The sequence below is a fragment of the Variovorax sp. Root411 genome (assembly GCF_001425205.1).
GTDB lineage: Bacteria > Pseudomonadota > Gammaproteobacteria > Burkholderiales > Burkholderiaceae_C > Variovorax.
In genome coordinates, this window is record NZ_LMDW01000020.1 from 247,925 (window position 1) to 274,443 (window position 26,519).

The window sequence follows — 26,519 nt, forward strand, 5'->3', positions numbered from 1 at the left end:
GGCGGCGTCGCCAGCGGCGTGGTGCAAGAAGATGTTGCGGTGTCCGGTGGCAGCCTCGCGGCCAGCGGCACGTTGACGATCGCCGATGTGGATGCGGGCCAGTCGAACTTCGCGTCCCAGGGGAGCACCGCCGGCAGCAACGGCTATGGCAGCTTCACGCTCGCGGCCAATGGCAGTTGGACCTTCACGGCCAACAACGGCCAGGCGGCAATCCAGCAGCTTGGCGCCGGTCAATCGATCAGCGACAGCTTCACCGCNCGGCTATGGCAGCTTCACGCTCGCGGCCAATGGCAGTTGGACCTTCACGGCCAACAACGGCCAGGCGGCAATCCAGCAGCTTGGCGCCGGTCAATCGATCAGCGACAGCTTCACCGCTGTGTCGTCCGACGGAACCGCCAGCCAAGTAGTGACCGTGACGATCACCGGCACCAACGACGTACCGACAATTGGTGGTGTGGCCAGCGCTGCGGTGCAAGAAGACGTTGCGGTGTCCGGGGGCAGCCTCGTGGCCAGCGGCGCGCTGACGATTGCCGATGTCGACGCGGGTCAGTCCAGCTTCACAGCCCAAGGCGGCACCGCCGGCAGCAACGGCTACGGCAGCTTCGCATTGGCAGCCAACGGCAACTGGACTTACACGGCCAACAATGGCCAGACGGCAATCCAGCAGCTGGCTGCAGGTCAATCGATCAGCGACAGCTTCACCGCGGTCTCGTCCGACGGGACCGCCAGCCGGGTGGTGACCGTGACCATCGCCGGCACCAACGATGCACCGGTCCTGAGTGCTGCCGCGACGCCCGCCCTGGCATCGGTCAACGAGGACGCCGGCGCACCGGTCGGGGCTGTCGGGACGCTCGTATCGAGCCTGGTGAACCTGAATCCGCCGGTCGGCGGCCTCGACAACGTGACCGATGCGGACAACGGCGCCATCACCGGAATTGCGTTGTCGGGCGTGAATGCGGCCAACGGAAGCTGGTGGTATTCCACCAACGGCGGCGCCAGCTGGGCAGCGGTGGGTGCGGTGTCGAACGCGTCCGCGCTGCTGTTGGCCGCCGACGGGAACACGCGTGTCTACTTCCAGGCGAATTCGAACTTCAATGGAACAGTCAGCGATGGCATCACCTTCCACGCCTGGGACCAGACGAGCGGCACGGCGGGCAGCATGGCCAGCACTTTGACGAACGGAGGCAGCTCTGCGTTTTCGAGCGCCACCGATACGGCGAGCATCACCGTGGCGGCCGTCAACGACAACCCCGCTCCGGCCAGCGACGTGCTCTACGTGTCGAACGGCACCGACGTGACGCTGTCAACCAGTGTGCTGCTGACCAATGACACGGACATTGACGGTGCCGCGCTCAGTGTGATCGCGATCAGCGTCGTTACCGGAACGTTGGCCACCCCGGTCACCATCAACCCGAATGGGACCTTCTCGTTCACGACAGGATCGGCCGGGGGCACGGTAGCCAGCCCGACAGTCGTCACGCTCAACTACACGCTCAGCGATGGCGCCGGCGGGACCGCGACCGGCTCCGTTACGCTGAACGTGCTGGACACGACCTCGGGCGCAAACACCGTCGACCTCACGGGCGTCGCGAACTACCAAGGCTCCTATATCGACGGCAAGGCGGGTGGCGACACCTTGAGCGACGGTGCATTCCAATCGGTTCTCGTCGGCAGCAGTGGCAACGATCAGCTGAATGGCAACTCGGGATCGGACCTGCTGATTGGCGGCGATAACAACGACAACCTCAACGGCGGCGACGGAAACGACGTGCTGCGTGGAGGCGCCAACAACGACAATATCGACGGCGGGGCCGGCACGGAGGATCTGATCGACTTCTCCGATGCGACGGTTGGTGGCCCCGGTATCACCTTCACGCTGACGCAGTCCGGCAGTGACACCACCTTCAACGGACCCAGTTCGCTTGGAACCGATACCTACCGGAACATCGAGGGCGTCATCGGCACTGGCAACGCCGACACCCTCACCGGCAGCGCCTCGAACGACATCATCCGCGGCGGCGGCGGCAACGACACGCTCGATGGGGCAGTTGGCGCCGGCGACCTGCTCGACTTCTCGGACGGCACCGCCGGGCTCACGTTCACGCTGACGCAAAGCAGCAGCACGACGATCTTCAATGCCAGCGCGGCCGGGCTCGGCACCGACAGCTACAGGAACTTCGAGGGCGTCATCGGCACGGCCTTCGCCGACACGATCACCGGTTCGGCGTCGAATGACCAATTGCGCGGCGGCGGCGGCAACGACGTGATCAACGGCCTTGCGGGCGACGACCGCATCGTCGGTGGGGCCGGCGCCGACATACTCACCGGCGGCGCGGGCCACGACACCTTCGTCTTCGACTCGGCACCCAACGCTGTGGATTCGATCACCGACTTCGATGCTTCGGGATCGGTGGCGAACAGCGACCTGATCGAGCTGTCGCGCGGCACGTTCACGGCGCTCACGACTGCAAGCGGAAGCACGCTGTCGGCAGCCGAGTTCGCGTCCTTGAACGGCGGCGGCGCGGGAGACGTGGTGGGGGCGGGCGTGCACGTGATCTACGACAGTGCGACGGGCAACCTGTACTACGACGCCGACGGCCTGGGCGCTGCCAACCGCACGCTCGTGGCAACGTTGACGCTGAGCAATCCGGCCGACACCTTCGACAGCAACGACATCAAGGTCGGCCTGTGAGAAACCGCCCGCCACCCGCGCATGCAGGTGGCAACACCGGAGAGAAATCGACATGAAGCCTCTTCTCCAGCTTCTCGAGCGACCGCTTCTTTTTGTCGCGGGCTTCTCGTTCTTCGTGAACCTGCTGCTGCTCGCCCCAGCGCTCTTCATGCTGCAGGTCTTCGACCGCGTGCTGACGAGCCAGAGCCGGGAGACGCTGCTGGTGCTGCTGCTCGGCGTCGCCGTGGCGCTCGGCCTGATGCTGATGCTGGACTACCTGCGCAGCCGGCTGCAGGGCGTCGCGGGCAATCTGATCGCCGATCAGCTGTCTCCGGTGGTGGCCAAGGTCATGCTGGCCCGCACGGCGCGGCGCGCCGAGCGCGTGCCTTCCGAAGGCTTGCGCGACGTCGCGGCGCTGCGCAGCCTGTTTTCCGCCCAGGGCCTGCTGGCCCTGTTCGATGTGCCATGGACATTCGTCTATGTCGCGGTCATCTGGATGGCGCATCCGATGCTGGGTATGGCCGCCGCTGCCGCGTCGGTGCTGATGCTCGTCCTTGCCGTGGTGAACGACCGCATCACGCGCCGCGATATCGAAGCCCTGCAGAAGGAGGCCGCCAGGGCCACGCGCTACCTCGAAGCCTCGATGCAGAACGCAGAGCTGGCGCAATCGCTCGGAATGGGGGAGGCGGTGATCGGGCGCTGGCGGGATCTCAATGCCGGCGTCGCCGCGCGGCAGGGGCCGACCGCACGCAAGTCGGTGGCGATGGCAGCGCTCACGCGCGCCACGCGCCAGGCGGTGCAGGTCCTGCTGCAGGCACTGGGCGCCTACCTCGTCATCACGGGCGAAGGCACGCCGGGCATCCTGGTGGCTTGCACCATCCTGCTCGGCCGGGCGCTGGCGCCAGTGGAACAGGTGGTGGGGAGTTGGCGCGTGCTGGCCGAGGGGCGCCTGGCCTTCGCGCGCCTGTCCGAGGTGCTGGGTGCCGCCGAGCGGCAGCCGCAACGCATGGCGCTCCCGGCGCCGAGCGGCCGCCTGCACGCGGAGGGCCTCGTGTTCCGTCCTCCGCAGGGCGAGCGGATGATTCTCGCCGGCGTATCGCTGAGCCTGGAGCCCGGCGAGTCGCTGGCCATCACTGGCCCGAGCGGTGCCGGCAAGTCGACCCTGGTGCGCCTGCTGACCGGCCTGTGGCGGCCCCATGCAGGTGTCGTACGGCTGGATGAGGTCGACCTCGCGCAATGGCCGCGCGAAGAACTCGGCCCCTGGCTCGGCTATGTGCCGCAGGACGTCGAGCTGTTCGCGGGCACCGTCGCCGACAACATCGCGCGGCTGGGCGAGGTCGATCCGGACAAGGTCGTGCAAGCGGCGCAGCGTGCCGGCGTGCATGCGCTGATCCTGGCACTGCCCGAGGGCTACGACACCGTCGTCGACAACATGGGCGTGATGCTGTCGCCGGGCCAGCGCCAGCGCATCGCGCTGGCACGCGCGCTCTATGGCAACCCGAAGCTGCTGGTGCTGGACGAGCCCAACTCCAACCTGGACGGGGCGGGCGAACTGGCGCTGGGCGAGGCCTTGAAGGCGCTGCGCGGGCAGGTCACGGTGGTCGTCGTCACGCACCGCAGCGCGCTGGTGCAGCACATGGACAAGCTGCTGGTGCTGGAGGCCGGCCGCGTCAAGCAGTACGGACCGGCGGCGGAGGTGATGCAGACGATCAGGCGTTCGGGCCAGAACGCGGGCAGCGCCCAGGTGGTGATGATGCCGGCGCGCCCTGCGGAGAAGGTGTCATGAGCGCCGCGCCGGGCCGCCCCAAGCAAGCTCGCACCGGAGTGCGAAGCACGGAGGTACTCCGATTTGCCGCGCCGGGCCGCCCCAAGCAAGCTCGCACCGSAGTGCGMAGCACGGAGGTTGTCCGATGACTCACACAGCGCATGCGATCGCGGCCAACGACCCTCTGGCGCTGCATATGCGCGAAGCGCGTCGCCTGACGCAATGGGGCCTGGCCGTGCTGGTCTGCGGATTGCTGCCGGCCGCCGCGTGGCTGGGCTTCGCCCCGCTGTCGTCCGCCGTGGTGGCGCAGGCCCATGTGAAGGTGGACCTGAACCGGCGCCCGGTGCAGCATGCCGAAGGCGGCATCGTGCGCGAGGTTTTGGTGCGCGACGGCCAGCATGTGCGGCAGGGCGAGCCCCTGCTGGTGCTGGGCGACGTCTCGGTCGATGCCGACAGGAACCGGCTGGACCACCGCGTCAAGACCGAGCGCGCCAGCCTCGCGAGGCTCGACGCGGAGCAGACCATGGCACGCGCGATCACCTTCGCTCCCGACGTGGTCGAGACCGCGGCAGCCGACCCGCGCCTGGCAGCGCAGCTGGACAAGGAGCGCGCCCTGTTCGAGGCGCGGCGCGATGCGCTGGTGGGGCAGGTGCGCCTGCTGCGTTCGCAGCGCGAGAAGGTCACTGAGGAGATCGTTGCGCTGCGCGCCCAGATCTTGCAGGCGAGCGAGTCGATGAAGTTCCAGAAGAACGAACTCGAGACCAACCGCAAGCTGCTCAAGGATGGCTTCATCTCGGCCACGCGCATCGCGCAGCTCGAAGGCACCGTGGCCGACTACGGCGTGAAGATCGAGGAGCGGCGCGCGGAGCTGGCGCGCGCCGAGCAGCGCACGGTCGATGCCGATCTGCGCATCCGCTCGCTCGAGAGCGACTACCGCCAGCAGGCGAGCGACCAGCTCAAGGTCACGGCGGCGCGGCTGGCCGAGATCGAGCAGGAGCGGCGCAAGTCGGCCGACGCCTCGGAGCGCCAGGTGATCACGGCGCCGGCCAGCGGCGAGATCATCGATCTGAAGTATTCGACGCCCGGCGCGGTGATTCCGCCGCGCGAGACCATCGCCGACGTCGTGCCGGACGACACCCGCCTGGTGACCGATGCGCGCGTGCGCCCCGAGGACATCGGCCGGATCCAGCGCGGGCAGCCGGCCGAGATCCGCTTCACGGCATTCAAGTACCGCACCACGCAACTGGTGCACGGCAAGGTGGTCTATGTGTCGGGCGACCGCCTGATCGACCATGCGACCGGCGCTCCGTATTACTCGGTGCTGGTCGAGGCCGACCCGGCGTCGCTCGCGACGGCGGGAGACCTGAAGCTGCTCGCCGGCATGCCAGCCGAGATCTACCTGCAGGGAGAGGAGCACACCGCGCTCCAGTACATGGTGGAGCCGATCACCCAGGTGCTGCGCCGCGCCGCGCGCGAGCGTTGATGCGCCGCGGCCCCGCGTGCGGCGGCGCTGGCGCACGGGGGCAAAATGCAGGCATTCGCCGTGCGCGCCTTGCGCTTGAAAAACGTTCATGGTCATTCGTCCGTGCCGTTGCTGGCGGATACCAGAGCAGCAAGGTTTGTCCATCCGCGTCGTCCGGATCGCGCTCCAGTTTCACGCGGCCCTTCCCAACGGCATCGACGCGCTGCGCAAGCTGGCTCGTCAACGAACCGTTGATGAATGCCTGACAGGCCTCGCGGATTGCATCGAGCCTCTTGCGTTGCTGCTTCCCGCTGAGCGCATCAAGTTCGGCGGGCTCGACGGCCTGTCCGATGTCTTCGCGGAACACCGTGATGTCGATGTCCTCAGAGAAGCGGGGGATGAGGTCGAAGGCTTTCGAGGGGAATGTCCCGCCCCTCATAGGCTGTATTCATCGCGACACCGCCGGGGTGCTGCACGCGGGCGAAGGCCTGCGCCGTGAGGCGGCCTTCGCCGGATCAGGCGGATCAGCGGATGGCATCGGGTCGAAGCCAGGAATGGTCCTGAGGAAGCTTTGCATCGCGGGCAAAACGCTGAAGCCTTGCGTCAAGTCGTTCCGGATGCCGTCGCCGTGTTTCGGATCGCCGAGAAGGCGCGCCAGCGTCTTTCTGATGCGATCGCCGTCGCCGGGCAGCGTGTCCTTGAGCCAGTGCAACGCCGTCCGGTGAGGCGGGCGCTTGGTGAGACTGTTGAGGGCAGGGCGGTCGTACAAGCCGCGGTCGATCCGGCGCAACGCGCCACCATGCGTTGCAGCGTCTTGTCGATGGCGGCGCGCGTTCCTGGAAATTCTGTCGCAGCGCCGAGCGACTGCTCCTTGCCAGGGGTCGTCGTTAGACGGTGCCGAGCGCCTGCATGACGGCCAGCCACTGCGCTCGGCTGCTCGCGCCCACCGCCTTGAATGCGGCCTGGAAGTGAACCCGGACCAGGGCCGTGATTTGCTGTTCCAACGCAAGACCCGCTGGCGTCAGAACAAGCTGATGAATGCGCCGATTCTCGGGCGATACCAACGTCTGCACCAGACCCGCGCGATGCAGGTCATTCAGCGGTCGCTGAAGCGCTTGGCGCGATACGCCGATGAAGTCGCGAACCTCCGACACCGGACAGCACGGATGCCGCGCCGTATGAAACAAGATTTTGTGATGCGTTCGCCCCATGCCTTGCTCGGCCAGCTTTTCGTCGGCGCCGTCGACAACGTTGCGAAACGCAACATGGAACGCCACGATGGCTTCGTCGATGGCATCGATCTGAACCAGCGCCCCTGGCTTCGGGTCTGCAAGGGGGGAGGCAGTCTTTCTTGGCGTGCGAGTGGTCATCGGTGCATGTGATGCATGGCGCGAGGGCGATGCGGGATTGTACTTACCGTATCAATAGTAAACAGAGTTGATATTAGCAATGGTATTTATATACTCGCGCTGTGCAGCACGGACCATCGACCGCGCTGTGCCAGCCCCAACGAACCTCACCCGGAGACAAACGACATGACAACACTGAGTGACCAAGAGCGCGTCGCCCTGCAGCGCGCCTGCATCGTCGAGCACATGCGTGGCGAAAATGCGCACGACTGGCCGGCGGTCTACGAGACCTTCATCCGTGATGAACGCGCGTCGTACGACGTTGTGCCGCTTTCGACGCACTTCGCGGGATTCAAGGGGGTGGTCGACTTCTACACGGCGTTCGACGCAGCGGTGCCGGACTTTAAGCTGGTCAACACTGCGGAGTACGACGTGCCTGGCTGCTCCATCCGCGAAGTCACCGTTACTGGGACCCATCGGGCCGAGTTCTGCGGGGTTCCACCCACCGGCCAGAAAGTGAAGTTCGAACTGGCGGCCTTTTACCTGTTCGGCAGCGGCGCTGAATCCGGCAAGCTTCTGACCGAGCGCGTGTACTTCGACCTGGAGACCGTGTTGCGCCAGATGCGCGGTGAGGCAGATGCGCCCACCGGCGTGGGACTGGCCCAACGCGTGGCCTGAGCCCTGGCTTGCGAGTGGCCCCGGTCGGCATTCCAGCGACCGGGGCCGCGTATTCACTTCATCAACGGATATCCCATGCAACGAAAATCAATCACCGGTGGCGGCGGCCTTGCCCTGAGCGTGCTCGACTCGGTCGCGGGCCAGGGCGCTCCCATCATCTTTGTCCATGGCTTCTCCCAGAGTGCGCTCAGCTGGAAGCACCAGTTCGCCAGCCCGCTTCTGGGCCACCATCGCCTGGTGGCGATGGACCTGCGCGGCCACGGCCAGTCCGACAAACCCACCGATGCTGGCCACTACACCGACAGTGATTTGTGGGCGGAGGACGTCGCGCGTCTGATTGACGCAGTCGACGCACCGCAAGTCGTGCTTGTCGGCTGGTCGTACGGGGGGCTGGTAGTGTGCGACTACCTGCGCCGCCACGGGCAAGACCGAGTGGCCGGCTTGGCACTGGTAAGCGCCGTGACCAAAGTCGGAAGCCCGGAGGCGATGGCCCTGCTGGGCCCGAAGCTGACGCAGCACATCCCGGCGCTCTTCAGCAATGACGCGGCCGAGGCAGTCACGACGCTGGGCCAGTTCGTACGCGACTGCGAGGCCGCGCCGATGTCGGACAGCGACTACTACGAGACCCTCGGATTCAACTGCGCGGTTCCGCCGGCGGTGCGGCTGGGACTGTTCAGTCGCCAACTCGACAACGATGACGTGCTCACGTCATTGCAACGGCCGGTCATGCTGGTCCATGGCAGCGACGACGGCATTCTGCTGCCGGCGGGGAGCCAGCATATCCAGGAGCGGGTGCCCGCCGCGAAGATGCATCAAGTCCCGAACGTCGGCCACGCCGTGTTCCGCGAGAAACCGGACGTGTTCAACCGTCTCCTGGCGGACTTTGCGGCAGCTGTTGGCACATAGGAGGGAGGCTAGGGCGCCCGCGATGCTCGGGTGCTGCCCCGGAAGACGCATCCTGCAAGCCCGTAACTCGATGGGAGACCATCATGGACCCCACCTGGGGACTCGCCAGTACGCCCGAATTCTTGGGCGCTGGGGTTGATGAACCGGGACTGGATCGTGCCGACTATGTGACCCATTCGATGCAGCACACAAAGGCGACGTTGATCTATCGACGCACAAAGAACTTGCGCGCGGTGCAGTTGCTCCTCGGGCACTCTAAACTCGAGTCCATGGTGAGATACCTCGGCATCGAGGTGTCACGCGGGCAGGAGTCGGACAACCCTGACCATTGCGGACGGAGCGTGTCGCTGAATCGGAACTGACGCGGCGAACCCGTCGCAGTCGCAGTCGGATAATGCCGTGCGTTGATCGCCCAAGACCTCTCGAAGACCTCCCCCGCCGTGCCCACCGCAGATTTTCCAGTCTTCGACAGCTCCGACTTCAGCGGTGAAGAGGGGGCGTTCTATTTCGACCTCGTGCGGCTCGAGGATCGACCGGATATCCCGCGGGGCTTTCCGCACCGCCACAACTACTATCACCTGCTTTGGATGAGCGAGGCGGCCGGCACGCACCTGCTCGACTTCGAGACCTTCGAGGCGCGGGCCAATGCGGTGTTCTTCGTGTCACCCGGCCAGTTGCATGCCTGGAGTTCGACCGTGCAGCCGAAGGGCTTCGTCATCAACTTCAGCACGGAGTTCTTCGTGCAGATGTTTCCTCGCGCCGACGACATCGCGCAATATCCCTTCTTCCACATCGCCTCCGACTCGCCCGTGCTCTACCTCGACCAGGCCCGGCACGACGCGCTGCTGCCGCTGCTGCAGGAGATGGAAAGTGAAATGCTCGGCGGGGCCGAAGGACGGCTGGACATCGTGCGCTCCTACCTGCTCGTGCTGCTCACGAGGCTGCGGCGGCTCTATCCGGCGCGCAGCGCCCACGGCGCGTCGCCGCAAAGCTACTCCCTGACCAGGCGCTTCAAGGTCCTGATCGACCAGCACTACCTCGACTTCGGTCCGCTGCGCGACTATGCGCAACGGCTGCATGTCACCGAGCGCCAACTCAACGACGCGGTCAAGCGAACGCTCGGCAAGACCGCCGGTGAACTGGTGCACGAGCGCCTCGTGCTCGAGGCCAAGCGGCTGCTGTCCAACACCGACAAAGGGGTCGCGGAGATTGCATTCCACCTTCACTTCGAGGACCACGCCTACTTCAGCCGCTTCTTCAAGAAGCGAACACAGCTGACGCCTGGCGAGTTCAAGAAGCGCTACGGCACGCCTCGCTAGCGGGTTGCCGAAAAGTACAAGACGAGCTCGCAATCGTCCTACCACCCCAGGCGCTCGGCTGCCTAAAGTTCATCCCTCCTCAACTCCGCCGCCGTGATGGCGGTCCGATGGCTGGCGATGAACGACTCCCCTAAACTCCGTACCGGCGGCCAACTGATCGTCGACGCGCTTCTCGCGCAGGGCACCGACACCATCTTCTGCGTGCCGGGCGAAAGCTACCTCGATGTGCTGAATGCACTCCATGCGCAGCAGGACGCCGTGCGCGTCGTGGCCTGCCGGCACGAAGGCGCTGCTGCCTTCATGGCGGAGGCCCACGGCAAGCTCACCGGTCGGCCCGGCATCTGCATGGTCACGCGCGGCCCAGGCGCCACCAATGCGAGCATTGGCGTGCACACCGCCTTTCAGGACTCCACACCGATGATCCTGCTGATCGGCCAGGTGGGGCGCGACATGATCGAGCGCGAGGCCTTCCAGGAGATCGACTACCGGCGCATGTTCGGCCCGTTCGCGAAATGGGTGGCGCAGATCGACGACGTTGGGCGCGTTCCTGAATTCATGGCGCGCGCCTATACGGTGGCGATGTCCGGGCGCCCCGGCCCCGTGGTGCTGGCGTTGCCCGAAGACATGCTGACCGACTCCGCCTTTCCGGTCACGGTGTCGCGCGTGGAAGTGCCGCAGGCGCACCCCGCACCCGACGCGATGCTGCGCCTGCGCGAACTCCTCGCGGCCGCGCAACGGCCGCTGCTGCTGCTCGGCGGTCCGGGCTGGAATGCACCGGGCCGCGACGCAATCGAACGATTTGCGGTGCGGAACGGGTTGCCGGTGGCATGCGCCTTTCGACGGCAAGATCTCTTCGACAACCGCCACCCGCAGTACGCAGGAGAGGTCGGCATCGGCGTCAATCCCGAGCTGGCCGAGGCAGTGCGCGAGGCTGACCTGCTGATCGCCGTGGGCACGCGATTGGGCGAGATCGTCACCAGCGGCTATACGCTGCTCGACGTTCCCGTGCCGCGCCAGCGGCTGGTGCATGTGCTGCCCTGCGCCGAGGAACTGGGGCGCGTATACCAGCCCGCACTCAAGATCCTGAGCAGCATGGACCCCTTCGCGCAGGCCGCGGCCGCCATGCCCCCGGTCGAGGGCGGGCCCCGGCGCGCATGGCTCGACCGCTTGCGCGCCAACTACGAGCGACATGTCGCGCCCTCGACGCGCCAGGCGAAGCTAGACCCGGCCCGCGTCATCCAGACGCTGCGCGACACGCTCGAGCCTGATGCGATCCTCACCAACGGCGCCGGCAACTACAGCGCCTGGGCGCACCGCTACTACGCCTTCTCCCGGCCGCACACGCAGCTCGCGCCCACCAGCGGCGCGATGGGCTACGGCGTGCCGGCGGCCATCGCGGCCAAGCTCCGGCATCCGGCGCGCCAGGTGGTTTGCCTGGCCGGGGACGGCTGCTTCCTGATGAGCTCGCAGGAGCTCGCGACCGCGAAGCGCCACGCACTTCCGATCGTCTTCATCGTTTTCAACAACGGCATGTACGGAACGATCCGCATGCACCAGGAAGCGAACTACCCCGGCCGGCCCATTGGCACCGACCTCTGCAATCCGGACTTCGTGGCCTACGCCCAGTCCTTCGGCCTGCAAGCCGAGCGGGTCGAGCGCAGCGAGGACTTCGCGCCTGCGCTGCAGCGCGCCCTCGCCACGGGTGGGGCGCTCATCGAGCTGGTGATCGAGCCCGAGATCCTGACGCCGCGCGCGACCCTGACCGAACTGCGCGAGAGAGCCTTGCGCGCGGCCGCCTGATCCGCATTCCTGCTTTCAACGACAAGGAGACATACATGATCAAACCGCTGCGGGCTTCGGCCCTCGCGGCACTGGGCGCCTGCGCGCTCGTGCAGGCCCACGCGCAGAGCTCGGCCGATTTCCCGACGCGCCCGATCCGGATCGTGGTGCCTTTCGCCGCCGGTGGCGCTACCGACGTGATCGCCCGCGTGGTGGGACAGAAGCTCTCGGAGCAGCTCGGCCAGCCCGTCGTGGTCGACAACAAGGCCGGCGCCAACGGCAACATCGGCGCCGTGGCCGTGGCGCGCGCCGCGCCCGACGGCTACACCATCCTGATGGCGACGTCGAGCCACGCGATCAACGCGACCCTCTACCGCAAGCTTGATTACAGCCTGACGAAGGACTTCGCGGCGCTGTCGAACCTGGCCTCGGTGCCGCTGGTGCTGGTGGTGAATCCCGGCGTACCGGCGCGCAGCGCGGCCGAGTTCGCGGCCTTCGCGAAAGCGCAGGGCGACAAGATCAATTTCGCCTCCGGCGGCACCGGCACCGCGGCGCACCTTGCGGGCGAGCAGTTCAACACCCTGGCAGGTATCCGCATGCTGCACGTGCCCTACAAGGGTGGCGCACTGGCACAGACCGACCTGATCGGCGGCCAGGTCCAGGCGATGTTCGCCAACCTGCCCGAGGTGCTCACCAAGTGCAGGCCGGCAAGCTGCGCCCGCTCGCGGTGACCGGCAAGGCTCGCCGCACCAGCCTGCCCGAGGTGCCGACCTTCGCCGAGGCCGGCTATCCGCAGATGGAAGCGCGCTCGTGGTTCGGCCTCTTCGCGCCGGCCGGCACGCCGGCGCCGGTGGTGGCGAGGCTGTCCGCATCGATCGCGCAGGCGGTGGCCGGCACGGGGGTGCAGGCGCGCCTCAAGGAACTCGGCGCCGATCCGATTGGCGACCGGCAGGAAGTCTTCCAGCCCTTCGTCGCGCAAGAAGTGAAGCGCTGGGGTGCGCTGGTCGAGCGCTCCGGCGCGACCGTGGATTGACGCCGCAGCAGAACCCTTTTTATTGAAACCCGAGGAATCGAGAACCCACATGCTCTACGACGTACGCACCTACACCTGCCGGCCCGGCACGCTGAAGCGCCATCTCGCGCTGTATGCCGAGCACGGCTTCGACATCCAGCGCCGCCACCTCGGCGAACCGCTGGCCTATCTGCAGACCGAGACGGGCAACGTCAACAGCTACACGCACATCTGGGTCTTCGCCGATGCAGCCGACCGCGCCAGCAAGCGCGCGGCGATGCAGCGCGACCCCGCCTGGGCCAGCTATCTGGAGAAAAGCGCGCAAGCCGCCTACCTGCTCTCGCAGGAGACGAAGCTGATGGTGCCGACACCGTTCTTCAAACCCTGACGCACGGCCTCTCTCACGCGCAATCCGATGGCCGCGAAAAGACGGCCGCGCCCCCGAAGCCCCTTTGGAGACATTCCCTTGTATCAACAGATCTACGACCCGGTGGGCGGGTCCCTTCTCCTGTCGTCGGCGCTGGCAGCGCTGCCGCTCATCGCCATGTTCGTCATGCTGGGCTGGCTGCGTGTCGCGCCGCCCGTTGCAGCCTTCGTCTCGCTCGCCATCTGCGTTCTGGTGGCCGTGTTCGCCTACCGCATGCCTTGGGGCATGACGCTCAACGTCGGGCTTTATGGCGCCGCCTTCAGCGTGCTCACGGTGCTGTGGATCATCGTGAACGCGATCTGGCTTTACAACCTGACAGTGCAGTCGGGCCATTTCGCGGTACTCAAGGACAGCTTTGCGCGGATCAGCCCGGACCCGCGCATCCAGTCGATCATCATTGCCTACAACTTCGGTGCGCTGATCGAGGCGCTGGCAGGCTCCGGAACGCCGATCGCCATCTCCGGCGCCATGCTGCTGGCCATCGGCATCAGGCCGATGAAAGCCGCGGTGCTGGCCCTGGTTGCCAACACTGCGCCCGTTGCCTTCGGTGCGCTCGCGGTGCCGATCGTCACGCTGGCCCAGGTCTCGGGCGAGCCCTTTGGCCTGCTGGGGGCGATCGTCGGGCGCCAGACGCCGATCCTGGCTGCGTTCGTCCCGCTCATCCTGGTCGGGCTGCTCGACGGCAGACGCGGTCTTCGCCAGACCTGGCCTGCCGCCGCGGTCGCGGGCCTCGCGTTCGGCGCTGCACAGTGGATCGCCGCGAACCATATATCAGTCGAACTGGCCGACGTGTTCGGTGCCCTGGGCTCGGCCGCCGCGCTCATCCTGTTCCTGCGAATCTGGCAACCGTCTCGCCCCGAGCGCATCGAAGACGTGGAACCATCGCCGCTCGAGACCACACGGCACGACACGCGCACCGTGTGGCTTGCCTACGCGCCCTACATCCTGATCATCGCCATCTTCTCCCTCGCGCAAGCCAAGGGTGTGCAGCATTGGCTCTCTGCGGGCACCCTGCGCTTCGGATGGCCGGGGGTGGACATCGTCAACGCAGCGGGCAAGCCCGTGGCTTCGGTCTTCACGCTCAATTCGTTGTCGGCCACCGGCACGCTGCTGTTCCTTGCCGGGCTGCTGTCCGCGATGCTGCTGCGCGTACGTCCTGCCACGGCCCTCGGCACCTATGGCGCCACGTTCAAGCAGTTGCGCTGGGCCATTCCGACCGTCCTGTGCGTGCTGGCCCTCGCCTTCGTGATGAACTACTCCGGACAGACGATCACGCTGGGCCGCTGGATGGCGCAGACGGGCCCCGCCTTTGCGTTCCTCTCGCCGGTCATCGGCTGGATCGGCGTCGCCGTGACTGGATCCGACAATTCTTCCAACGCGCTGTTCGGCGCGTTGCAGGTCGCTGCCGCGCACGAGACAGGCATTCGCCCCGCATTGCTGGCTGCGGCCAATGCCTCCGGCGGCGTCCTGGGAAAGATGATCTCGCCCCAAAGCCTGGCAGTCGGTGCGGCGGCGGTCGGCATCATCGGGCAGGAGGGCGCAATCTTCCGCAAGGTGATCGGCTGGAGCCTGCTTCTGCTGATGGCGCTTTCCACCCTGGTCTACTTGCAGACGGGCCCGCTGGCCTGGATGCTTCCCTGAATTTCAGTACTTTCCTTCGAGGACCTCAAGCATGCAGAACTATCGCCAACTCTTCGATCTCACCGGCAGGACAGCCGTGGTGCTCGGCGCAGCGTCCGGGATCGGGCAGGCATCGGCCCATGCATTGGGCGCGATGGGTGCGCACGTGGTGTGCGCGGACCGCGACGCGGACGGTGCGAAGGCAACGGCCGAGCAGATCGAGCAATCGGGCGCAGGCTCTGCCGAAGCCCGAAGCACAGACGCCGCGAGCGGCGCGGACATCGCCGCCCTGGCGGAGCACACACTGAGCGCGCGCGGACGCATCGATATCGCGGTCGCAACGCCGGCGCTCAACATCCGCAAGTTGATCGTCGACTACACCGACGAGGAGTTCGACCAGGTCGTAAACCTGAATCTGAAAGGTGCCTTCCACTTCATGCGCCGCTTCGGCGCGCCGATGATGAAGCAGGGAAGCGGCAGCCTCATCCTGTGCTCGTCGATGCGCGCGGTGACGATCGAGCCCGGCCTCGGAATCTATGCAGCCACCAAGGCAGGCATCGCGCAGATGGTCAAGGGCTTCGCGTCCGAGGTCGGCCCCTACGGCGTGCGCGTCAACGCGGTCATGCCGAGCGTCATCGAGACGCGGCTTACCGCACCGCTCAAGGAGCGCCCGGCGATCTACGACACCTATGCGGCCCACACCGTCTTCAATCGCTGGGGGCAGCCGTCGGAGGTGGGGTCTGCCGTGGCTTTTCTTGCATCCGACGCCGCCAGCTACATCACGGGCAGTTCGCTGTCGGTGGATGGCGGCTGGACGGCGATCGACGGCCCGCCCACCGGATTGACGGCGACGCGACCCTCTGAATAGCAAGGGACTAGGGTTCAATCGGTCATCGCGCGTTCGAGTGGCGATATTCGAATGCTCGCGCTCTGCCTCGGAACCAGGCATTGGAGTGGCTACGTTCGCGAGGATTGCCGACCAAGCCCAGGCGCTTGAGTGCGATGCGGGCCAGATCGATGGGTTCTACCTGGACGCGAATCCCATGAACGGCCGCTGCATGAGAAACTACCAGCTTGATGTAGCCGATGTCCATGCTGATGGTCGCAGGACCGGCGCCTTCCCTGGCGCGATCCTTGCCAAATTGGATGAGCCGTTCGCGAGTGAGATCCTTCAACTTCAGCTTGCCCAGCTTCGTCTGAAGCGAATCGAGGGTGAATGCCTTGGATCGGCGCGGAGCCCGCAGCACTTCCTTCATGTATGAGTGATAACGCTAAGTTGTTGAATTTAAAAGAGAAAATCGTCTCCGTTGCGCCGATGATGGATTGGACGGACCGCCATTGCCGGTACTTCCATCGCCTGCTGTCGCGCCACGCATTGCTCTACACCGAGATGGTGACGACCGGTGCGCTGGTGCATGGCGATGTGCCCCGGCACCTGCGCTTCCACGCGGAGGAGCATCCGGTCGCACTGCAACTCGGCGGCAGCGAGCCGGCGGATCTGGCGCACTGCGCGAAGCTCGGCGAAGAGTGGGGCTACGACGAGATCAACCTGAACTGCGGCTGCCCGAGCGAGCGCGTCCAGCGCGGCGCTTTCGGCGCCTGCCTGATGAACGAGCCTCAGCTGGTGGCCGACTGCGTGAAGGCGATGGTCGATGTGGTGAACGTGCCCATCACCGTCAAGCACCGCATCGGCATCGACAAGATCGAGAGCTACGAATTCGTGCGCGACTTCGTGGGCCAGGTGGGCGAGGCCGGCTGCCAGACCTTCATCGTGCACGCGCGCAATGCCTGGCTGAAGGGACTGAGCCCGAAGCAGAACCGCGAGATTCCACCGCTGCGCTACGAGCTGGTGCACCGGTTGAAGCACGAGTTTCCGTCGCTGCGGTTTTCCATCAACGGAGGCATCTCCCTCAACGCGCAGGTGCATGAACACCTGCGCCTGCTCGATGGCGTGATGGTCGGGCGCGAGGCTTATCACAATCCCTGGTGGCTGGCCGAGTGGGACGCGGAGTTCTTCGGCGCAGAAGCGCAATCGCTGACGCGCGACGAGGTCGAGTCGCTGATGTGCGACTACATGGCGCGTGAGGCGGCCGAGCATGGCACGCAGTGGTGGTCGATCGCGCGGCACATGCTGGGCCTGCGCAATGGCTTGCCGGGCGCGCGCCGATGGCGCCAGGTCTGGAGCGATCACCGGCTCAAGACGCTGCCTGCGCACGAGGTGATGGCGATGGCGCGCGAGCCGGCTGCACAAGCCGCCTGAAACCCCACACCATCACACGCTTTCCCCAAAAGCAGGCCCGCCGCGGCTGGCGGCCTTTTGTTGAAACAGTGTTTCAAAATCACTACTTCACGATAAGTGGCGCGTCAACCGTTTTTTGCTGAAAAATGAGGAGCATCAGGGACATAAAAAGGCTTGGATAAATGAATGACGCGGTTGGCGGCAAAGAAGAAGTAAGTGCGCTTGCCAGGGGCCTGGCCCTCCTGAGAGTCATCGGCATGGGATCGGCGCCCATGGGCAATCGCGAACTGGCAGACACCACGGGCATCCCCAAGGCCACGGTGTCGCGGCTCACCGCCACGCTGGTGAGTGCGGGATATTTGCGACAGTCGCAGGACAGCGAGCGCTTCAGCCTCGGCCCAACGCTGCTCGACATGAGCAGCCGCTACTTGCGCCACTTCGACCTGCGCACGGTGGCGCGGCCGCACCTGGCGGCGCTGTCGGAATCGGCGGGCGTGAGCGTGCACATGGGCGTGCGCGACGAACTCGACATGCTCGTCATCGATTCGCTGCGGCCGCGTTCCATGGTCATCAGCTCGCGCATCGAGGTGGGCACGCGCATGACCATCGCCACCTCGGCCGCCGGGCGCGCCTACCTGGCGGCGCTGCCCGAGCAGGAACAGGCCGAACTGCTGGCGCAGATCCAGGCCGAAAGCGGTGAAAACTGGAGCGCCATCGAGCCCAGCCTGATGGCCGGCCTCGACGAGTACGCCCGGCTGGGCTACTGCGGTTCCTTTGGCGAATGGAATCCGCACATCCACGCCATCGGCTTCGCGCTGGAGGGGCCGCGCGGCGAACGCTACTCCGTGAGCTGCGCCGGCCCCGCCTACCTGCTGCCCAAGGACACGATGGTGGCGCGCATCGCGCCGCTGCTGCTGGAGACGGCGCAGCGTCTCGCCGGGGAAGCGGGTACGTCGAGCCGGGAATGAAGAGCGCCCAGCCTTAGTTGCTCAGCTTCAGCACGTAGCCCTGGCCGCGCACCGTGTGGAGTAGCTTCAGGCCGAACGGATCGTCCAGCTTCTGGCGAAGCCTCAGGATGCCGACCGTGACCATGTTGTCCCGCTCGTCGGCATTCGAGCCCCACACGGCCTTGATCAGCCTTGCGCGTGACAGCACCTGGCCCCTGTGCACCATCAGCACATCCAGAAGCTCGAACAGCGTGGCACTCAGGCCGAGATCCATGCCCTGGCGAAACGCCTTGCCGCGCGCCCGGTCGATGGCCAGGTCCGCCAGCCGCAGGACGGGTGCGTCCGGACCATGTCCGCGATCTGCCAGCGCCCAGGCGCGCGCCAGCAGATCGCCGGGCGCGCAGGGCTTGACCAGGTACTCGGTCGCACCCTGTGCCAATCCTTCGAGACGATCGGCCAACGGGTCCCGCTGCGTCAGCACCAGCAGCGGGGCATTGGTATGGCCCCGAACGCAGCGTATTGCCGCGTGAGCCGCCGCCGGCTGCCCGGCGTCGAGAAGAACCAGTGCATACGGTTTGCCCGAGGAAAGCCACGCGCCGACATCGCGCGAGTCGGCCACGTCGACGGCCAAGCCGCATCTTCCGAGTACACCGCCAAGTTCGTCGCGCATGCTGCTTTCGGCCCCGAGAAACAGTACGTTCATGGGCGGGAACCCTTCGCAGTCGGAGCCGGTGCATCCGGCGCATTCAGGGGGGCGTCGGGTTGCCGGTGTGCGCAGCCGTCCATCAGAAAGACGCCGACCACCAGCGCGAGCACTGTGGCGTGGGCGACTGCGAAGTTGGACCGGAAGACCCGGAGGAGGGATGCGGGCTTGCCCCCGCCGTGCGGGGCTCTCGTCATTGCAGGTAGGCGACCAGCTGGTCGGCGCCCTTTTCGATTCCGACCACGGACGCGCTCCGGGCTCCGATGCCGGCCTTGAGATTCCATGCATTCGGGTACTGCTTGGCGACGTAGGCGCCGAGCAGTGCGTTGGTCGAGGCGTCGTAGATTTCGACGGCAAAGCTCACCGAGCCCGTCATCGCCCCTTCCCGGCCGCGGACGGCCTGCACGGCGTTGTAGGGGCCGCCCATCAAGTCGAAGCGCGAGAAGGTGCTGAGAACCGCCGTGTTCAGCTTGGCGCCGGTGAGCGTCAGCTTGATCCGTACGGCATTGGCGCCTCTGCCGGGGGGGGGCGGAAGCGCGCATTCAACTTGTCGGTGAACTGGCTCTGCATGTCGCGGGCCAGGAATGCCTTGTCCTCTTCGGACATTTCTTCGAACTGGCCGTCGTTGCCGCGGTAGATGGCGACGGGGTCGAGGACGAAGGCCGAGTACCGTCGCCAGTCGATGTTCGTCTTGTATTCGAAGGGAATGCGGCCGGAGTCATCGTGCTGGCTGGGGTGCAACTGGGGCGCGGAGGCGATGCCGGTGTACGGAACCGGCTGTGTACTGGCGCACGCCGCAAGCGTCAGGCAAACAGCCAGAGTGATGGCCTTGGAGGCATCGGAAAGAGCACGCATCGCGTTCCTTGCATTAAAAAGAGATTGAATAAAACTGTACGGTACGGTTCATTATTGGGGTGGATTTTGGCTGTGTCAAGAAAACTGTACAGTTGGGTATTCTTTTGAAGGAATGCGATGAAGGTCAGGACAGAAGCGCGGCGCAACGTCATCCTCGAAGCGGCGGTGGCGCTGTTCAAGGAGCTGGGCTACGAGCGCACGTCGATGAACGAGCTCGCGAAGCGGCTGGGCGGGTCCAAGGCGACCCTGTACGGCTATTTCGCCTCGAAGGAGGAACTCTTCATCGCGGTCGTGCAGGCCGTGGCCACTTCGCACCTGGCCGAGGCCGCGGCCGAACTGCAGGACGAGAACGGGACTGCGACACTCGAGTCGCGGCTGACGGGCTTCGGCGAGCGGATGCTGTGCGTGCTGACCAATGACGCAGATGCAATGGCGGTCTACCGGATGGTTATTGCCGAGGCAGGGCGCTCCGACGTGGGGCGGCAGTTCCACGAGTCGGGTCCCGCCGAACTTATCCGCACCCTCGCGAAGTTCATGGATTCGGCAATGGCGCGCGGCGAACTGCGGCGGGCCGATCCGCATGTGACCGCGCTGCAGTTCACCGCTCTGATCACGGCCGAGACTCAGCTGCGCCTCTACCAGGCGAACCCGGCACCCGTGTCGGTGGAGCAGATTCGGGCGCTGGTCCAGCGCGCCGTCGAGATGTTCCTTGCCGGCGCAGCGCCGCGCTGAGTCGGCCGGCGGCTAGTTCGCGGCTTCGAGGCCGTTCTGGAAGTGCTCCCGCATGCGGGCCATGGCGGCTTCCGCGTCGCGCGCCTCAATGGCGGCCATCACCGAGCGGTGCTCCGCCAGCGACTCCGCAATGCGCCCCGCCTTCAATAGCGAGTTGTGCCGGTTGAGCTTCATCACCTTGCGCAGGTCGGCCACCATCTGGTCGCGCCACTTGTTGTTGGCGATGGCCAGCAGCTGCATGTGGAAACGCTCGTTGATCGCGAAGAAATGCTCGCGGTTTCCAACCGCGGCTTCCAGTTCGGCATGCAGCGCCTTCAGCTCCGCGCGCTGCGCGTCGGTGGCGCGCTCGGCCACCACGCCGGCGGCATCGCTCTCCAGCAGCGAGAGCAGGTGGTAGACGTCGGCCAGGTCCTGCTCCGACACCTCGGTCACGTACGCGCCGCGCCGCACCTTCATCGTCACCAGGCCTTCGGCCGCCAGCACCTTCAGCGCTTCGCGCAGCGGGGTGCGGCTGATGCCGTATTCCTCGGCCAGCTTGAGTTCGTCGATCCAGCTGCCGGGCTCCAGCTCGCGGCGGAAGATCCGCTGGCGCAGCAGCTCGGCCACCTCTTCGTAGAGGGCGCGGGGGGTGAGGGTAACGGCGGACATGAGCCGGACTGTACTGCAAGAATGGGGTTTGAATTAATAATTATGGATCGGTTAGACTCGCGGCCGGCCTGCAAATCCGTGCAGGCGAATTTGCGAATACCCTGCAAGACACCGCGAACGGCCCTTCATGAGCAGCACACCCGAACCCTCTTTCAAGCCCGCCGACCTCGAAGCCTGGGCCAAGGCCGCTGCCAAGTCCGCGCCGGGCGGCGACGTGAATGCGCTGAACTGGATCACGCCAGACGGCATTGCGGTGAAGCCGCTTTACACCGCGGCCGACCTGCAGGGGCTGAAGTACGCCGACACGCTGCCCGGCTTCGAGCCCTACCTGCGCGGCCCGCAGGCCACCATGTACGCGGTGCGCCCCTGGACCATCCGCCAGTACGCGGGCTTCTCGACCGCCGAGGAATCGAACGCCTTCTACCGCAAGGCGCTGGCCGCCGGCGGGCAGGGCGTGAGCGTGGCCTTCGACCTCGCCACCCATCGCGGCTACGACAGCGACCATCCGCGCGTGACCGGCGACGTGGGCAAGGCCGGCGTGGCGATCGATTCGGTCGAGGACATGAAGATCCTGTTCGATCAGATCCCGCTCGACAAGGTCTCCGTGTCGATGACGATGAACGGCGCCGTGCTGCCGGTGCTCGCGGGCTACGTGGTCGCGGCCGAAGAGCAGGGCGTGGCGCAAGACCAATTGAGCGGAACCATCCAGAACGACATCCTCAAGGAGTTCATGGTCCGCAACACGTACATCTTTCCGCCGGCGCCGAGCATGCGGATCATTGGCGACATCATCGAGTACACGGCGCAGAACATGCCGAAGTTCAACTCGATCTCGATCAGTGGCTATCACATGCAGGAAGCCGGCGCCAACCAGGCGCTCGAGCTCGCGTTCACGCTGGCCGACGGCAAGGAGTACGTGAAAACCGCGCTGGCCAAGGGCCTCGATGTCGACGGTTTCGCCGGGCGCTTGAGCTTCTTCTGGGCCATCGGCATGAACTTCTACCTCGAAGTGGCCAAGATGCGCGCAGCGCGCCTGCTGTGGTGCCGCATCATGAAGGAGTTCAACCCCAAGAACCCCAAGAGCCTGATGCTGCGCACGCACTGCCAGACCTCGGGCTGGAGCCTCACCGAGCAAGACCCGTACAACAACGTGGTGCGCACCACCATCGAGGCGATGGCCGCGGTGTTCGGCGGCACGCAGTCGCTGCACACCAACGCGCTCGACGAAGCCATCGCGCTGCCCACCGAGTTCTCAGCCCGCATCGCGCGCAACACGCAGCTCATCATCCAGGAAGAGACGCACATCACGAACGTGATCGACCCATGGGCCGGCAGCTACATGATGGAGAAGCTCACGCAGGACATGGCCGACGCCGCCTGGACCATCATCGAAGAGGTCGAAGCGATGGGCGGCATGACCAAGGCCGTCGACAGCGGCTGGGCCAAGCTCAAGATCGAGGCCGCCGCCGCCGAGAAGCAGGCGCGCATCGACTCCGGCAAGGACGTGATCGTCGGTGTCAACAAGTACAAGCTCAAGAACGAAGACGCGATCGACAGCCTTTCCATCGACAACGTGAAGGTGCGCGACCAGCAGGTGGCGCGGCTGCAGAAGATCCGCGCCTCACGCGACGCCGCCAAAGTGCAGGCCGCGCTCGACGCGCTCACCGATGCCGCCGAGAACAACACCGGCAACCTGCTCGCGCTGAGCATCGACGCCGTGCGCCTGCGCGCCACGGTGGGGGAGATTTCGGACGCGCTCGAAAAATCATTCGGCCGCCATCGGGCCGACACGCAAAAGGTGACCGGTGTGTACGCTGCAGCCTATGACTCCGCTGAGGGTTGGGAAACGCTGAAGACCGAAATCAATGCCTTCGCCGAAGAACAGGGACGCCGTCCGCGCGTGATGATTTCCAAGCTCGGCCAGGACGGACACGACCGCGGTGCCAAGGTGGTGGCCACGGCCTTTGCCGACCTGGGTTTCGACGTCGACATGGGCCCGCTGTTCCAGACGCCCGAGGAATGCGCGCGGCAGGCCATCGAGAACGACGTGCACGCCGTCGGCGTCAGCACGCTGGCCGCCGGCCACAAGACGCTGGTGCCGGCCATCATCGACGAGCTGAAGAAGCAGGGCGCGGACGACATCATCGTGTTCGTCGGCGGGGTGATCCCGAGGCAGGACTACGACTTTCTCTACGAGGCCGGCGTCAAGGGCATCTACGGCCCGGGCACGCCCATTCCCGCCAGCGCCAAGGACGTGCTGGAACAGATCCGCGCGGCGGTCTCGGCCTGAGAAGCGACGTGGGCGATCTCTTGTCGCGGCTGTCGCTGCAGCCGGTGGATTCCAGCGATTTCGAGGCCATGCTGGCCTTGCGCATCGACGCGATGCGCCCGAGCCTGGAGCGCGTAGGCCGCTTCGACCCGGCGCGTTCGCGCGAACGCCTGAACGCGGGCTTCGTGGTGCCTTACATGCATCACATCGTGCTCGACGGCGACCAGCGCATCGGTTTCGTCACACTCAAGCCCGAGGGAGCCGATGCGCTGCGCCTCGACCACCTCTACCTGCGCACCGGCTTCCAGGGCCTGGGCATCGGCGAGTGGGTGATCGAATGGGCCAAGTCGCAGGCGCGCGAGCAGCAACTGGACATCAAGCTCACCGCGCTCGTGCAGAGCGACGCCAACCGCTTCTATCTGCGGCACGGTTTCGTGCTCGAAGGCGAGGAGGGCGTCGACCTGCACTACCGCTGGCGCGTGGCCCCGGAGGACGCGTGCTGAACACCGTGCCGGCGCTGGAAAGCGCGGTCGTCGATACGTCGGGCATGCCGCAGCGCCGCGCGATCGCCAAGGCGATCACGCTGCTCGAATCGACCCGTGACGACCACCGCGCGCAGGCCGACGAACTGCTCACCGCGCTGCTGCCGCGCACCGGGAATTCATTTCGCCTCGGCATCTCGGGTGTGCCGGGCGTTGGCAAATCGACCTTCATCGAGACGCTGGGCCTGCTGCTGATCGGCAAGGGGCATCGCGTGGCGGTGCTCACCATCGACCCGTCGTCCACCGTCTCGGGCGGCTCCATCCTCGGCGACAAGACGCGTATGGAGCACCTCTCGGTGCACGAGCGCGCCTACATCCGCCCCAGCCCGTCGAGCGGCACGCTGGGTGGCGTGGCCGAGAAGACGCGCGAGGCGATGCTGGTATGCGAGGCGGCCGGCTACGACGTCGTGATCGTCGAGACCGTGGGCGTGGGCCAGTCCGAGACGGCCGTGGCCGGCATGACCGACATGTTCGTGCTGATGCAGCTGCCCAACGCGGGCGACGACCTGCAGGCGATCAAGAAGGGCGTGATGGAGCTCGCCGACCTGGTCGTCATCAACAAGGCCGACATCGACAAGGACGCCGCTACGCGCGCGCAGGCACAGATCACCTCGGCACTGCGCCTCTTCGGCCACCAGGGCAACCCGGACCACGCGCATGCGGTGCACGACGCGCACAGCGGGGTGGAGCTGCGCTTCTGGCTGCCCAAGGTGCTGCAGATCAGCGCATTGGCAGGCACGGGCGTCGACGCCTTCTGGGACGCCGTCACGCAATTCAGGCAACTGCAGACCGCCAACGGCAAGCTCGCCAAACGCCGCGAAAAGCAGGCCACCGCGTGGATGTGGGAGCGCATCGACGCCGGGCTCAAGCACGCCTTCAGGCATCACCCGCAGGTGCGCGAGCTGCTGCCCGAGCTCACGCAGCAGGTGGCGCAGGGCACGTTGCCCGCATCGACCGCGGCGCGCCATTTGCTTGCGGCAGCCGCCATCACCGCCAGGCCATGACATCACACGAAATTCAGGACCATAGCTTCGGAAGCACACCATGCAAGAACTGATCGAACATCTCGAAAAGCGCCGCGCCCAGGCGCGTCTCGGCGGCGGGCAGAAGCGCATCGATGCGCAGCACGCCAAGGGCAAACTCACCGCGCGCGAACGCATCGAGCTGCTGCTCGACGACGGCACCTTCGAGGAGTGGGACATGTTCGTCGAGCACCGCTCGGTGGACTTTGGCATGGCTGAGCAGAAGATTCCCGGCGACGGCGTGGTCACGGGCTACGGCATGATCAACGGCCGCCTCGTGTTCGTGTTCAGCCAGGACTTCACCGTCTTCGGCGGCGCGCTCAGCGAGGCACATGCCGAGAAGATCTGCAAGGTGATGGACCAGGCCATGAAGGTCGGTGCACCGGTCATCGGCCTGAATGATTCGGGCGGCGCGCGCATCCAGGAGGGCGTGGCCTCGCTCGGCGGCTATGCCGACGTGTTCCAGCGCAACGTGATGGCCTCGGGCGTGGTGCCGCAGATCAGCATGATCATGGGCCCCTGCGCGGGCGGCGCGGTGTATTCGCCCGCCATGACCGACTTCATCTTCATGGTGAAGGACTCGAGCTACATGTTCGTCACCGGCCCCGAGGTGGTGAAGACCGTGACGCACGAAACCGTGACGGCCGAGGAGCTGGGCGGCGCCGTGACGCACACCACGCGCAGCGGCGTGGCCGACATGGCGTTCGAGAACGACGTCGAGGCGCTGATGATGCTGCGCCGCCTGTACAACTACCTGCCGCTCAACAACCGCGAGAAGCCACCGGTGCGCCTGGGCAACAACGGCCAGGGCGACCCGGCCGACCGGCCCGACTATTCGCTCGACACGCTGGTGCCCGACAACCCGAACAAGCCCTACGACATCAAGGAGCTGATCCTGAAGGTGGTCGATGACGGCGACTTCTTCGAGCTGCAGCCCGACTACGCGAAGAACATCGTGATCGGCTTCGCGCGCATGGAAGGCCAGACCATCGGCATCGTGGCCAACCAGCCGCTGGTGCTGGCGGGCTGCCTCGACATCAAATCGAGCATCAAGGCCGCGCGCTTCGTGCGCTTCTGCGACGCCTTCAACATTCCCGTGGTTACCTTCGTCGATGTGCCCGGCTTCATGCCCGGCACAGGGCAGGAGTACGGCGGCATCATCAAGCACGGCGCCAAGCTGCTCTACGCATATGCCGAATGCACGGTACCGAAGATCACCGTCATCACGCGCAAGGCCTACGGCGGTGCTTATGACGTGATGGCCTCGAAGCATCTGCGCGGCGACGTCAACCTCGCCTGGCCGCGCGCCGAGATCGCCGTGATGGGTGCGAAGGGCGCGGTGGAAATCATCTTCCGCGAAGACAAGAACGACCCCGAGAAGCTCGCAGCCCGCGAGGCTGAGTACAAGGCCCGCTTTGCGAACCCCTACGTGGCCAGCGCACGCGGCTACATCGACGACGTGATCCTGCCGTACGAGACGCGCAAGCGCATCTGCCGTTCGCTGGTGATGCTGCGCGAGAAGAAGCTCGAGAACCCGTGGCGCAAGCACGGAAACATTCCGCTCTGAGCCGTAC

The 26,519-nt window shown here is 66.0% G+C and carries 25 protein-coding genes and 3 pseudogenes; 20 read left to right on the forward strand and 8 right to left on the reverse strand.

What is annotated here, in order from left to right; all coding sequences use genetic code 11:
• Positions 1-39 precede the first annotated feature (39 nt).
• The 4 genes and pseudogenes from ASC92_RS29700 to ASC92_RS25650 form a co-directional block, all read left to right on the forward strand.
• On the forward strand, positions 40-257 hold a 218-nt coding region (locus tag ASC92_RS29700), incomplete at its 3' end, for a VCBS domain-containing protein (RefSeq protein WP_414820432.1).
• Between the two features lies 1 nt (position 258).
• A pseudogene (locus ASC92_RS29705) lies at positions 259-2,692 on the forward strand (beta strand repeat-containing protein); the annotation flags it as partial.
• A 52-nt stretch (positions 2,693-2,744) separates the two neighbouring features.
• Positions 2,745-4,457: a type I secretion system permease/ATPase gene (locus tag ASC92_RS25645; protein WP_056521494.1), complete on the forward strand. Its 1,713-nt coding sequence runs from the start codon at positions 2,745-2,747 to the stop codon at positions 4,455-4,457.
• 124 nt (positions 4,458-4,581) lie between these two features.
• Entirely contained in the window at positions 4,582-5,919 is a 1,338-nt protein-coding gene (locus ASC92_RS25650; RefSeq protein ID WP_056521497.1) for an HlyD family type I secretion periplasmic adaptor subunit, read from the forward strand.
• Here ASC92_RS25650 and ASC92_RS28345 read toward each other — a convergent pair.
• The 3 genes from ASC92_RS28345 to ASC92_RS25660 form a co-directional block, all read right to left on the reverse strand.
• On the reverse strand, positions 5,882-6,337 hold the full coding sequence (locus ASC92_RS28345; RefSeq protein ID WP_082519721.1) for a nucleotidyl transferase AbiEii/AbiGii toxin family protein: 456 nt from the start codon (positions 6,335-6,337) through the stop codon (positions 5,882-5,884). The two genes, ASC92_RS25650 and ASC92_RS28345, sit on opposite strands and share 38 nt — an antisense overlap.
• Positions 6,338-6,346: 9 nt before the next feature.
• Complete coding sequence (locus ASC92_RS25655) at positions 6,347-6,688, reverse strand: hypothetical protein (RefSeq protein WP_056521501.1); 342 nt, start codon at positions 6,686-6,688, stop codon at positions 6,347-6,349.
• Between the two features lie 97 nt (positions 6,689-6,785).
• A complete protein-coding gene (locus tag ASC92_RS25660; RefSeq protein ID WP_056521504.1) occupies positions 6,786-7,268 on the reverse strand; it encodes a MarR family winged helix-turn-helix transcriptional regulator in 483 nt (160 codons plus the stop codon).
• 165 nt (positions 7,269-7,433) lie between these two features.
• Between ASC92_RS25660 and ASC92_RS25665 the strand changes: the two genes are divergently transcribed.
• The 9 genes and pseudogenes from ASC92_RS25665 (at position 7,434) to ASC92_RS25705 (ending at position 15,856) form a co-directional block, all read left to right on the forward strand.
• Entirely contained in the window at positions 7,434-7,925 is a 492-nt protein-coding gene (locus tag ASC92_RS25665) for an ester cyclase (RefSeq protein WP_056521506.1), read from the forward strand.
• 75 nt (positions 7,926-8,000) lie between these two features.
• A complete protein-coding gene (locus ASC92_RS25670) occupies positions 8,001-8,831 on the forward strand; it encodes an alpha/beta fold hydrolase (protein WP_056521509.1) in 831 nt (276 codons plus the stop codon).
• Between the two features lie 79 nt (positions 8,832-8,910).
• A pseudogene (locus ASC92_RS25675) lies at positions 8,911-9,193 on the forward strand (tyrosine-type recombinase/integrase); the annotation flags it as partial.
• A gap of 42 nt (positions 9,194-9,235) precedes the next feature.
• Entirely contained in the window at positions 9,236-10,150 is a 915-nt protein-coding gene (locus ASC92_RS25680; protein ID WP_235506007.1) for a helix-turn-helix domain-containing protein, read from the forward strand.
• 117 nt (positions 10,151-10,267) lie between these two features.
• Positions 10,268-11,950, forward strand: coding sequence for a thiamine pyrophosphate-binding protein (locus ASC92_RS25685; RefSeq protein ID WP_056521512.1), 1,683 nt, complete (start codon positions 10,268-10,270; stop codon positions 11,948-11,950).
• 35 nt (positions 11,951-11,985) lie between these two features.
• Positions 11,986-12,962, forward strand: a pseudogene (locus ASC92_RS25690) (tripartite tricarboxylate transporter substrate binding protein).
• Between the two features lie 49 nt (positions 12,963-13,011).
• The gene (locus tag ASC92_RS25695) at positions 13,012-13,329 is read left to right on the forward strand and encodes an NIPSNAP family protein (protein ID WP_056521517.1); all 318 of its coding nucleotides are present in this window, start codon (positions 13,012-13,014) and stop codon (positions 13,327-13,329) included.
• A gap of 78 nt (positions 13,330-13,407) precedes the next feature.
• Positions 13,408-15,009: an L-lactate permease gene (locus ASC92_RS25700; RefSeq protein WP_056521520.1), complete on the forward strand. Its 1,602-nt coding sequence runs from the start codon at positions 13,408-13,410 to the stop codon at positions 15,007-15,009.
• A 31-nt stretch (positions 15,010-15,040) separates the two neighbouring features.
• Entirely contained in the window at positions 15,041-15,856 is an 816-nt protein-coding gene (locus ASC92_RS25705) for an SDR family NAD(P)-dependent oxidoreductase (protein ID WP_056521523.1), read from the forward strand.
• 22 nt (positions 15,857-15,878) lie between these two features.
• Here ASC92_RS25705 and ASC92_RS28350 read toward each other — a convergent pair whose 3' ends face one another.
• Positions 15,879-16,244 (reverse strand): hypothetical protein, encoded by a 366-nt coding sequence (locus ASC92_RS28350; protein WP_082519723.1) that lies wholly within the window; start codon positions 16,242-16,244, stop codon positions 15,879-15,881.
• Between the two features lie 2 nt (positions 16,245-16,246).
• Between ASC92_RS28350 and dusA the strand changes: the two genes are divergently transcribed.
• Positions 16,247-17,248, forward strand: coding sequence for a tRNA dihydrouridine(20/20a) synthase DusA (dusA, locus tag ASC92_RS25715; protein ID WP_082519724.1), 1,002 nt, complete (start codon positions 16,247-16,249; stop codon positions 17,246-17,248).
• A 161-nt stretch (positions 17,249-17,409) separates the two neighbouring features.
• Positions 17,410-18,195, forward strand: a complete 786-nt coding sequence (locus ASC92_RS25720) for an IclR family transcriptional regulator (protein ID WP_056521533.1) — start codon at positions 17,410-17,412, stop codon at positions 18,193-18,195.
• Positions 18,196-18,208: 13 nt separating this feature from the next.
• Here the strand turns inward: ASC92_RS25720 and ASC92_RS25725 are convergent, their stop codons facing one another.
• The 3 genes from ASC92_RS25725 to ASC92_RS29715 form a co-directional block, all read right to left on the reverse strand.
• Positions 18,209-18,877: a response regulator transcription factor gene (locus ASC92_RS25725; protein ID WP_056521536.1), complete on the reverse strand. Its 669-nt coding sequence runs from the start codon at positions 18,875-18,877 to the stop codon at positions 18,209-18,211.
• Between the two features lie 193 nt (positions 18,878-19,070).
• Positions 19,071-19,463, reverse strand: coding sequence for a DUF3313 domain-containing protein (locus ASC92_RS29710; protein WP_414820433.1), 393 nt, complete (start codon positions 19,461-19,463; stop codon positions 19,071-19,073).
• Positions 19,364-19,732, reverse strand: a complete 369-nt coding sequence (locus ASC92_RS29715) for a DUF3313 family protein (protein WP_414820428.1) — start codon at positions 19,730-19,732, stop codon at positions 19,364-19,366. Before ASC92_RS29715 ends, ASC92_RS29710 begins: the two co-directional genes overlap by 100 nt.
• 117 nt (positions 19,733-19,849) lie before the next feature.
• On the opposite strand from ASC92_RS29715, the gene ASC92_RS25735 reads away from it, so the two are divergent.
• Positions 19,850-20,464 carry a TetR/AcrR family transcriptional regulator gene (locus ASC92_RS25735; protein ID WP_056521538.1) on the forward strand — a complete coding sequence of 205 codons (615 nt, stop codon included), beginning with the start codon at positions 19,850-19,852 and terminating at the stop codon, positions 20,462-20,464.
• Positions 20,465-20,476: 12 nt separating this feature from the next.
• Here the strand turns inward: ASC92_RS25735 and ASC92_RS25740 are convergent, their stop codons facing one another.
• Positions 20,477-21,112, reverse strand: a complete 636-nt coding sequence (locus tag ASC92_RS25740; RefSeq protein ID WP_007828153.1) for a GntR family transcriptional regulator — start codon at positions 21,110-21,112, stop codon at positions 20,477-20,479.
• 127 nt (positions 21,113-21,239) lie between these two features.
• On the opposite strand from ASC92_RS25740, the gene scpA reads away from it, so the two are divergent.
• Genes scpA through ASC92_RS25760 form a run of 4 tightly spaced genes read left to right on the forward strand, consistent with a single transcriptional unit; the run spans position 21,240 to position 26,512 of the window.
• Positions 21,240-23,402: a methylmalonyl-CoA mutase gene (scpA, locus tag ASC92_RS25745; RefSeq protein WP_056521542.1), complete on the forward strand. Its 2,163-nt coding sequence runs from the start codon at positions 21,240-21,242 to the stop codon at positions 23,400-23,402.
• Between the two features lie 8 nt (positions 23,403-23,410).
• Positions 23,411-23,884: a GNAT family N-acetyltransferase gene (locus ASC92_RS25750; RefSeq protein WP_056521544.1), complete on the forward strand. Its 474-nt coding sequence runs from the start codon at positions 23,411-23,413 to the stop codon at positions 23,882-23,884.
• Entirely contained in the window at positions 23,878-24,927 is a 1,050-nt protein-coding gene (gene meaB / locus ASC92_RS25755; RefSeq protein ID WP_056521548.1) for a methylmalonyl Co-A mutase-associated GTPase MeaB, read from the forward strand. Before ASC92_RS25750 ends, meaB begins: the two co-directional genes overlap by 7 nt.
• Before the next feature lie 40 nt (positions 24,928-24,967).
• Entirely contained in the window at positions 24,968-26,512 is a 1,545-nt protein-coding gene (locus ASC92_RS25760; RefSeq protein ID WP_056521551.1) for an acyl-CoA carboxylase subunit beta, read from the forward strand.
• The last annotated feature ends 7 nt before the right edge of the window (positions 26,513-26,519 follow it).